Origin of the sequence: Streptomyces sp. DH12 (assembly GCF_020873895.1) — a bacterium.
Taxonomy (GTDB): domain Bacteria; phylum Actinomycetota; class Actinomycetes; order Streptomycetales; family Streptomycetaceae; genus Streptomyces.
In genome coordinates this window covers 1-774 of record NZ_JAHWGT010000229.1, presented here as the reverse complement: position 1 = coordinate 774, position 774 = coordinate 1, and the positions used below count along the sequence as shown (strand labels likewise).

The 774-nt window shown below is 67.4% G+C and carries 1 protein-coding gene; it reads right to left on the bottom strand.

Annotation, left to right across the window (positions count from 1 at the left end; translation table 11 throughout):
• Positions 1-465: PA14 domain-containing protein (locus tag LPA54_RS33705; RefSeq protein ID WP_308112913.1), on the bottom strand; the 465-nt coding region annotated here is incomplete at its 3' end.
• Positions 466-774: the final 309 nt, after the last annotated feature.

The following is a 774-nucleotide window of genomic DNA, read 5'->3' as shown; positions in this document are numbered from 1 at the left end:
GTACTCGACCTTGATGTCGTGGGCGCGTCCCGCGGTGAGCTGGACCGGCTCGGAGGTCTGCTCGTTGTCCCAGTCGTCGATCCAGTGGTCGATGACGAGGGCGCCGTCGACCCACAGGCGGAAGCCGTTGTCCGAGCTGACCGAGAAGGTGTGGGAGCCGGTGGTCTCCGGCACGATCTTGCCGGTCCAGCGGACGCTGACGTCGTCCGCCCGGCCGGTGGTGAGGCTCAGGCGCGGCTCCAGGTTGTCGAAGTCGAGGTGCGGGTCGAAGGCGACGGCCTTGAGTTCGTGGAAGTCGAAGGCGCCGGGGGCGGAGTGGGTCCAGTACTCGCCCTTCAGCCCGTGGATCTCCACGGGGTCGTCCTCCGCGGCGGCCGAAGCGGGCCCGGTCGCGGTGAGGCCGGTGACGCCCAGCGCGGTGGCCAGGAGGAGGGCGAAGCGGTTCCTGAGTCGTCTGATGCGCACGGATCCTCCGTCGGAGAGGAAGTGACGGCTCTCGCTGTGCAGGTGCATGTTCTGTTGTGTGCGTTGCCAGTCCCGTACAACGTTGTCAAAGAACAGCACTTGGCATAACAACACGGATTCCGCCATCAGTCCAGGGACATGACAAAGACCCCGGTCGTCCCGTACGACCGGGGCCTCCTCGACGGGCGCTACGGCACCAGCTGCCCCTTCCCCAGGGCGATCACGCCGCCCTTGGAGACGGTGTACAGCTCCGCGTCGCGCTCCGGGTTGACGCCGATCGTCGCGCCAGGCGGCACCTCGACGTTCTTG